Raw genomic sequence first — 8,031 nt, forward strand, 5'->3', positions numbered from 1 at the left:
TTCAACAGTCATTAGACTGTTGAAGCAGCCTGCAGCTCCTTGCCTAGTACTAAAAGGAAACGAAACAACTATATACTCTTTGAAACTCAAACTCAGACTTTGGAGACCGGCAATCAAATGGTCATGTGCCTATCTTTGTATTCCAGCGCTTTCATTTTAAAATAGAATGTAGACATCAGTTGAAGGAAACCAATTCCCACCTGCAAAATTGAAGCTAGAACAGCTGTCTATCTTTCTCACACATAGTTTAGGGCATGTTCCAAGAGAATATAGTTCGATAACTTATAAAAAATTGTAAAGAATGATTGGAAGAAATATGCGTTTTAGAATGATATTTCATTGAGGAAGCCAAGCGATTTGTGGTAAAATAAGAGGGATACGATATAGGAAGTCGACAGAAAGGTCGGAGCTTTTCCGATTGTTGATGTTCTTTTGAGAATGAGTAGGAAAGGATGCAATGATGAAAATTACAGAAGAAGAAGTTCGTCATGTGGCTAATTTGTCAAAGTTGGCTTTTAATGAGGAAGAAACAGCAGTTTTTGCAACAACCTTGAGTAAGATTGTTGAGATGGTAGAGCTGTTGAATGAAGTGGATACGACAGGTGTTCCTGTCACCACGACGATGGCAGCATGCAAAAATGTAATGCGGGAAGATGTTGCCCAAAAAGGTGAGGTCAGAGAGGAACTCTTTAAAAATGTTCCTGAGTCCCATCATCATTTTATTAAAGTTCCAGCTATTTTGGATGGGGGAGGAGACGCCTAATGACTTATAATCACTATTCAATTGATGAGTTGCACAACCTTCTCTCCAAGAAAGAAGTGTCAGTTGTTGAATTAACTAAGGCGACTTTGGAGGATATCAAAGAGCGTGAAGAAGCAGTCGGTAGTTTTATTACTGTTGCCGAAGAAGAGGCATTGGCTCAGGCAGCTAAGATTGATGCGAAAGGAATTGATGCAGATAATCTAATGGCAGGAATTCCGTTAGCGGTGAAGGACAATATTTCCACCAAAGGAATATTGACAACAGCGGCATCTAAGATGCTCTACAATTATGAGCCAATTTTTGATGCGACTTCTGTAGCGAAGGCCTATAAAAAAGATATGGTCGTCATTGGGAAAACCAACATGGACGAATTTGCCATGGGTGGCTCAACCGAGACCTCTTACTTTAAAAAGACGAAGAATGCCTGGGATCAGACCAAGGTACCGGGTGGCTCATCAGGTGGTTCTGCTTCAGCTGTGGCGTCTGGTCAGGTACGCTTGTCGTTGGGGTCTGATACAGGTGGCTCTATTCGTCAACCAGCGGCCTTTAATGGTGTGGTCGGTATGAAGCCAACCTATGGAACAGTTTCTCGCTTTGGCTTGATTGCTTTTGGTAGTTCTCTGGATCAGATTGGACCATTTTCACCAACGGTTAAAGAAAACGCTCAGTTACTCAATGTGATTGCAGGTCATGATAGCAAGGATGCAACATCAGCTCAGATTGAGGTGGCAGATTATGCAAGCAAGATTGGTCAAGATATCAAAGGAATGAAGATTGCCCTTCCAAAAGAGTATATCGGAGAGGGGATTGACCCACAAATCAAGGACTGTATTTTACAGGCAGCAAAACATCTGGAGAGCCTAGGTGCAGTAATTGAGGAAGTCAGCCTACCACATAGCAAGTATGGCGTAGCTGTTTACTACATCATTGCTTCATCGGAGGCGAGTTCAAACTTGCAACGTTTTGATGGAATTCGCTATGGTTTCCGTGCAGAAGATGCGACAAACCTAGATGAGATTTATGTTCATACGCGTAGCCAAGGCTTTGGAGAAGAGGTGAAGCGCCGGATTATGCTTGGAACCTTTAGCTTATCATCTGGTTATTATGATGCTTATTATAAAAAAGCTGGACAGGTTCGTAGTCTGATTATTCAGGATTTTGAGAAAATCTTTGCTGATTATGATTTGATTTTAGGGCCAACTACTCCGACGGTTGCTTATGGCCTTGGAACCTTAAATCAGGACCCAGTTGCCATGTACCTAGCTGATTTGTTGACGATTCCTGTCAACTTAGCGGGTTTGCCAGGGATTTCGATTCCTGCTGGGTTTGTAGAGGGGCTACCAGTTGGTTTGCAATTCATCGGACCAAAACATAGTGAAGAAACGATTTATCAAGTGGCAGCAGCCTTTGAGGCAACGACAGATTATCATAAGCAACAACCAGTGATTTTTGGAGGTGAAAATCAATGAATTTTGAAACCATTATTGGGCTAGAAGTCCATGTTGAACTAAATACTCATTCAAAAATTTTCTCTCCTTCCTCTGCGCATTTTGGAGAGGATCCAAATGCCAATACCAATGTGATTGACTGGTCTTTCCCTGGGGTCTTGCCGGTCTTGAATAAGGGAGTTGTAGAAGCAGGAATTAAGGCGGCTTTGGCTTTGAATATGGCGATTCACCAGCAGATGCACTTTGACCGCAAGAACTATTTCTATCCAGACAATCCTAAAGCTTATCAAATTTCTCAGTTTGATGAGCCGATTGGCTACAATGGTTGGATTGAGATTGAGTTAGAAGATGGCTCTACTAAGAAAATCCGCATTGAACGGGCACATCTGGAAGAAGATGCAGGAAAAAATACCCACGCAACAGACGGTTACTCTTATGTTGACTTGAATCGTCAGGGTGTACCCTTGATTGAGATTGTTTCAGAAGCAGATATGCGTAGCCCAGAAGAGGCCTATGCCTACTTGACAGCATTGAAAGAAATTATCCAGTATACAGGTATTTCAGATGTGAAGATGGAAGAAGGATCGATGCGGGTCGATGCCAATATCTCCCTTCGTCCGTATGGTCAAGAAGCATTTGGTACAAAGACTGAATTGAAAAACTTGAACTCTTTTAACTATGTAAAAAAAGGGTTACAATATGAAGTGGAGCGCCAAGCGAAGATCTTACGTTCTGGCGGTCAGATTCAGCAGGAGACACGCCGCTATGATGAGGCAACGGGAGAAACGATTCTGATGCGTGTCAAAGAAGGGTCAGCCGATTACCGCTATTTCCCAGAGCCAGACCTACCCTTGTATGAGATTGAAGATAGTTGGATTGCAGCAGTTGCTTCCACCTTGCCGAAGTTTCCAAAGGAGCGACGTGCAGACTATATGGCACGCTTGGGCTTGTCAGCCTATGACGCTGGTCAATTAACGGCGACTAAGACCTTATCGGACTTTTTTGAGGCAGCCATTGCACTTGGTGGCGATGCCAAACAGGTATCGAACTGGTTGCAAGGCGAGGTCGCTCAGTTCTTGAATGCGGAGCAAAAGACCCTATCAGAGATTGCTCTTTCACCAGAAAATCTAGTTGAAATGCTTGGCTTAATTGCAGATGGAACGATTTCGTCTAAAATTGCTAAAAAGGTCTTTATACACTTAGCTAAAAATGGTGGCTCTGCGCGTGAATACGTGGAAAAAGCTGGCTTGGTACAGATTTCAGATCCAGCTATCTTAGTCCCAATTATTCATCAAGTCTTTGCGGATAATGAAGCGGCTGTAGCTGATTTCAAGTCTGGCAAACGCAATGCAGACAAGGCATTTACTGGTTTCCTAATGAAAGCAACCAAGGGGCAAGCCAATCCACAAGTAGCGCAGCAATTATTGGCACAAGAATTGCAGAAGTTACTGGACTAATTGCTAGTGTTTCTAGCAGGTTCTTTGTTGGAGGGCTATGAGCAGGAGATTTTCTCTTGTGGTTGTTATAGTTGTAGTACTAGGCAACGAGCTGCAGGCTGTACTGGAGTACGGCAAAGCGAGTTAACGAAGTAATAAAAGTTAAACTAAATGAGTATATTATATTCAAAGAAAATCAAACAGAAACAAGGATAGGCAATCGAAGCTAGAACATGGTTTCTTTTTGCAGAGAAAATGAGGCTGGGACAAAAGTCCCAGCCTCATTTTAGGCTTACAAGCTACTTTCTCTTAGGGTTAGTTGTGTTCCCAATTTGACCATACGGGGGTGGTAGGTCGCAGGTCTTTTGAGCATGGTATCAACTAGATCAACAGCCTGAATCCCCATTTCTTCGGTAAAAACGGTGATACTGGATAGGGCAGGATATACCTGTTTGGTAATGGCTGTGTCATTAAAGGTGATGAGTTGGACACGATCAGGAACGATGATTTGAGCTTCCTGCAGGGCGCGGAGGGCCCCGACTGCCAGACTATCATTTGCAATGAAAAAGGCGGTCGGTAGGTCATTTCCCAAACTGTCAATCGCTTCTTTCATCAGTTGGTAACCTGATTGGCTACTAAAGGAACCCGTAAAGACAAATCGTTCTTGGTAGAGACCGTGATCAGACAGGTATTGCTTAAAGGTTCGGAGCCGTGGGTCTAACAAGGTCATTTTCTTATCATAGGTTTCTTCTTGACCTGCAATCATCCCAATTTCTGTAATCCCTTGCCCAAGATAATGGTCGATGACCTGAATAACAGAGCGATTGAAATCGGTTGTCACGCAGGAAAAACCATCTGCTAGGGTATCGAAATCTACAAAGACCAGTTGTTTGTGCTGCTTTGCTAACTTGGTCATTTGCTGCTGGCTGAATTTTCCAATAGCAATCAAGGCATCGACTTCTTTGAGCAGAGGTGAGGAAATATCATGAAAGCAACGAATGATGTCATAGCCTAGTGCAAAGGCGTGTTGTTCCAAGCTAATCCGAATAGAATAGTAGTAGAGGTCGTCTAATTCTTTGCTTTCTGTATACCATTGCAGGATCCCAATTTTTCGCGTGCTACTGTCTATCTGTTGCTTGGTCAAGTGTTTGGTATAGCCTAATTCTTGGGCGATGGCAAACACCTTTTCCCGCGTATCAGGACTGACAGACAAGCTCGCATCCTCTTTCAAAACACGGGAAATCGTTGCAGTAGATAACTGTGTTTTTTGTGCAATATCTTTTAAAGTAACCATCATTCTTCTCCTCAATTCTCTTTCATTATACCATACTTTGGTGGAAACAATAGATTATAAAAGAATTTTTAGTAAAATTTACTAAAAATATTGACAAATGGCTCAAATCAGTTTACAATAAAATAAAAACGGTTACAATGGAGGATTGTACATGAACACAATAGAACTTCAACAGGCTTTTGAGGAGATTTTTGGGCAAGAAGCGGATGCGACCTTCTTTTCCCCAGGGCGGATTAACTTGATAGGAGAGCATACAGATTATAATGGTGGACATGTCTTTCCTGCTGCGATTACTTTAGGAACCTATGGTGCAGCCCGTAAGCGTGAGGATCAAGTATTGCGTTTTTACTCTGCTAACTTTAAAGACCTTGGTATCATCGAGGTGAATATGCAAAACTTGGTCTATGATAAGGCAGATAATTGGACTAATTATGCTAAGGGGGTCTTACACTATCTACAAGAAGCAGGACATAGAATTGATGCTGGTCTAGACGTTTTTGTCTATGGTACAATTCCAAATGGGTCAGGCTTATCATCATCTGCTTCCTTAGAATTATTGATTGGGATTATTGCTGAAGAATTGTTTGATCTGGACTTGAGTCGCCTTGATTTGGTTAAGATAGGCAAGCAGACGGAGAATGAATTTATCGGGGTTAACTCAGGTATCATGGATCAGTTCGCAATTGGTATGGGAGCAGACCAACGGGCTATTTATCTAGATACCAATACACTTGAATATGAATTGGTGCCACTCGATTTAGGAAATCATGTCATTGTCATCATGAATACGAATAAGCGTCGTGAATTGGCAGATTCGAAGTATAACGAGCGACGGGCAGAATGCGAAAGAGCACTTGAAGAACTAAATGCTGTTTTAAACATTCAGACCTTGGGTGAGTTAGATGCACAGACTCTCGATGAGTATAGCTACCTGATTCAAGATGAAAACCGCATCAAGCGGGCTCGCCACGCTGTTTGGGAAAATCAACGGACCTTGCAGGCAAGACAGGCCTTGGAAGCGGGAGACTTGCAACAGTTTGGTCGCTTGATCAATGCTTCTCATGTATCTTTAGAGCATGACTATGAAGTGACAGGTCTAGAGTTAGATACCCTAGCACATACAGCATGGGAGCAAGACGGTGTACTTGGCGCACGTATGACAGGTGCTGGCTTTGGTGGCTGTGGTATTGCGATTGTTGAAAAGGATAAGGTCGAACGCTTCCTTGAGAATGTTGGACAAACCTATACAGATATCGTGGGTTATGCACCGAGCTTTTATATTGCTGAGATTGCAGCAGGTTCCCGCGTTTTATCTAGAAAATAAGTAGGTAGAGTGAATGAGAAGAAGTATACTAGACAGGTTTGTAGACGGGGTTATTTCAGAGAGTGACTATGGGGAACTCGATCGGATCTATCTCTGTAATCGGATGATGGCACTGGTCGGTGAGGCAGGAGTGGAAAGAGAAAGCCATGCTGAAACTATTGTAGAGGCCAAGGATGAGTTGGTTGCCCTTGCTGTTGAAAATGGTCTTATCGGTGGCTTACTTGAAGAACAAGAAGTGCTTGGGGCAGTACTGATGGATTTTATTACGCCGTCTCCTAGTCAGGTCAATCGGCAGTTTTGGGATCAGTATGAGATTCAGCCAGATCAAGCGATTGCGGATTTTTATGACCTTAGCAAGCGCAATGATTATATTAAGATTAAGGCGATTGCAAAGAATATCTATTATCAGGTACCAACAAAATATGGTGATTTAGAAATTACGATTAACCTGTCCAAGCCCGAGAAGGATCCTAAAGCGATTGCAGCTGCGAAATTAGCAGAAGCTTCGGATTATCCGAAATGCCTTCTTTGTATGGAAAATGAAGGATATCAAGGACGAATCAATCACCCCGCCCGAGCCAATCATCGGATTATCCGCCTGGATTTGGGAGAAGAAAAGTGGGGCTTCCAATATTCACCGTATGCTTATTTCAATGAACATGCAATTTTCCTACATACAGAGCATGTGCCGATGGCGATTAGCCCAAAAACCTTTGAACAATTACTCGATTTGGTAGACTTGTTGCCGGGTTACTTTGTGGGGTCTAATTCAGATTTGCCAATATCAGGTGGGTCCATCCTTAGCCATAATCATTATCAGGGAGGACGGCATTGCTTTGCCATGGACAAGGCAGAAATAGAGCAGAGGCTAACCTTTGCAGGTTTTGAGGAGGTGAGTGCAGGTCTTGTCAGATGGCCCATGTCAGTGATTCGTCTGGCTTGTGAAGACAAGGCTCGTCTCGTAGAACTAGCGACTAAAATTTTGGAAAAATGGCGGACTTACTCTGATGAAGCAGTACAGATTCTCGCCTCTTCAAATGGTGAGCCCCACCATACGATTACCCCGATCGCACGGAGAAGAGGGCAGCAGTTTGAGCTGGACTTGGTCTTGCGTGACAATCAAACGTCTGAAGAATTTCCAGATGGGATCTACCATCCTCATCCAGATGTACAGCACATCAAGAAAGAAAATATCGGTCTGATTGAGGTGATGGGGCTTGCTATTTTACCGCCCCGCCTTAAAGATGAATTGCAGGAGGTGGAGGCTTTTCTACTAGGAGAAGTGGATCAGGTTGCAGACTACCATCAAGACTGGGCAGATAGGTTAAAAGCACAGCATTCTAAGATTTCTCAAGACAATGTAAGCCAGCTTGTTCGCACTGCAGTCGGTCAAGTCTTTGAAAGGGTTTTAGAGGACGCTGGTGTCTATAAGCGAACACCAGAAGGTCAAGCAGCATTCTTGCGTTTTGTGGAATTTGTCGGTTTGACAGATACTAGCCAATAAAATCCATAAGGACTAGTGGAACATATCTTAACTTTGAGAGCAACAGACTATCATGTGAACAGCTTGAAATAGAGAAGGTTTCCTCTTTAATAAGTAGGAATCTAGCGAAATGAGCCAATAAATAAGTCTAACATAAGGACGACAAAAGAAAAATACAGACAGATGGCTTTTTGGGGGATGAAACAGACAAAACCCGACTAGCTAGATAGCACGCCAAACGCATGAAACTGAAATAGTTTCAGAAAAGGTATGTAAGCGATCT

Annotated in this window: 6 protein-coding genes; 5 read left to right on the forward strand and 1 reads right to left on the reverse strand. The window is 42.9% G+C overall.

What is annotated here, in order from left to right:
• Positions 1-460: 460 nt before the first annotated feature.
• From gatC to gatB, 3 genes are read left to right on the forward strand one after another with little or no spacing between them, the layout of a single operon-like run.
• On the forward strand, positions 461-763 hold the full coding sequence (gatC, locus tag ACVPON_RS00915; RefSeq protein ID WP_462875115.1) for an Asp-tRNA(Asn)/Glu-tRNA(Gln) amidotransferase subunit GatC: 303 nt from the start codon (positions 461-463) through the stop codon (positions 761-763).
• On the forward strand, positions 763-2,232 hold the full coding sequence (gene gatA, locus ACVPON_RS00920) for an Asp-tRNA(Asn)/Glu-tRNA(Gln) amidotransferase subunit GatA (RefSeq protein ID WP_462875097.1): 1,470 nt from the start codon (positions 763-765) through the stop codon (positions 2,230-2,232). Before gatC ends, gatA begins: the two co-directional genes overlap by 1 nt.
• The gene (gene gatB, locus ACVPON_RS00925; protein ID WP_462875099.1) at positions 2,229-3,668 is read left to right on the forward strand and encodes an Asp-tRNA(Asn)/Glu-tRNA(Gln) amidotransferase subunit GatB; all 1,440 of its coding nucleotides are present in this window, start codon (positions 2,229-2,231) and stop codon (positions 3,666-3,668) included. Before gatA ends, gatB begins: the two co-directional genes overlap by 4 nt.
• A 271-nt stretch (positions 3,669-3,939) precedes the next feature.
• Here gatB and ACVPON_RS00930 read toward each other — a convergent pair whose 3' ends face one another.
• Complete coding sequence (locus ACVPON_RS00930; protein WP_462875117.1) at positions 3,940-4,941, reverse strand: LacI family DNA-binding transcriptional regulator; 1,002 nt, start codon at positions 4,939-4,941, stop codon at positions 3,940-3,942.
• Between the two features lie 151 nt (positions 4,942-5,092).
• Here ACVPON_RS00930 and ACVPON_RS00935 point away from each other — a divergent pair, with 151 nt between their 5' ends.
• Positions 5,093-6,265, forward strand: coding sequence for a galactokinase (locus tag ACVPON_RS00935; RefSeq protein WP_462875101.1), 1,173 nt, complete (start codon positions 5,093-5,095; stop codon positions 6,263-6,265).
• A gap of 13 nt (positions 6,266-6,278) precedes the next feature.
• Entirely contained in the window at positions 6,279-7,769 is a 1,491-nt protein-coding gene (galT, locus tag ACVPON_RS00940) for a UDP-glucose--hexose-1-phosphate uridylyltransferase (protein ID WP_462875103.1), read from the forward strand.
• The last annotated feature ends 262 nt before the right edge of the window (positions 7,770-8,031 follow it).

The organism is Streptococcus sp. 1F3 (assembly GCF_054968985.1).

Coding starts and splice junctions, on each gene's coding strand:
- gatC (WP_462875115.1), top strand. CDS start 461: ATGAAAATTACAGAAGAAGAAGTTCGTCATGTGGCTAATTTGTCAAAG.
- gatA (WP_462875097.1), top strand. CDS start 763: ATGACTTATAATCACTATTCAATTGATGAGTTGCACAACCTTCTCTCC.
- gatB (WP_462875099.1), top strand. CDS start 2,229: ATGAATTTTGAAACCATTATTGGGCTAGAAGTCCATGTTGAACTAAAT.
- ACVPON_RS00930 (WP_462875117.1), bottom strand. CDS start 4,941: ATGGTTACTTTAAAAGATATTGCACAAAAAACACAGTTATCTACTGCA.
- ACVPON_RS00935 (WP_462875101.1), top strand. CDS start 5,093: ATGAACACAATAGAACTTCAACAGGCTTTTGAGGAGATTTTTGGGCAA.
- galT (WP_462875103.1), top strand. CDS start 6,279: ATGAGAAGAAGTATACTAGACAGGTTTGTAGACGGGGTTATTTCAGAG.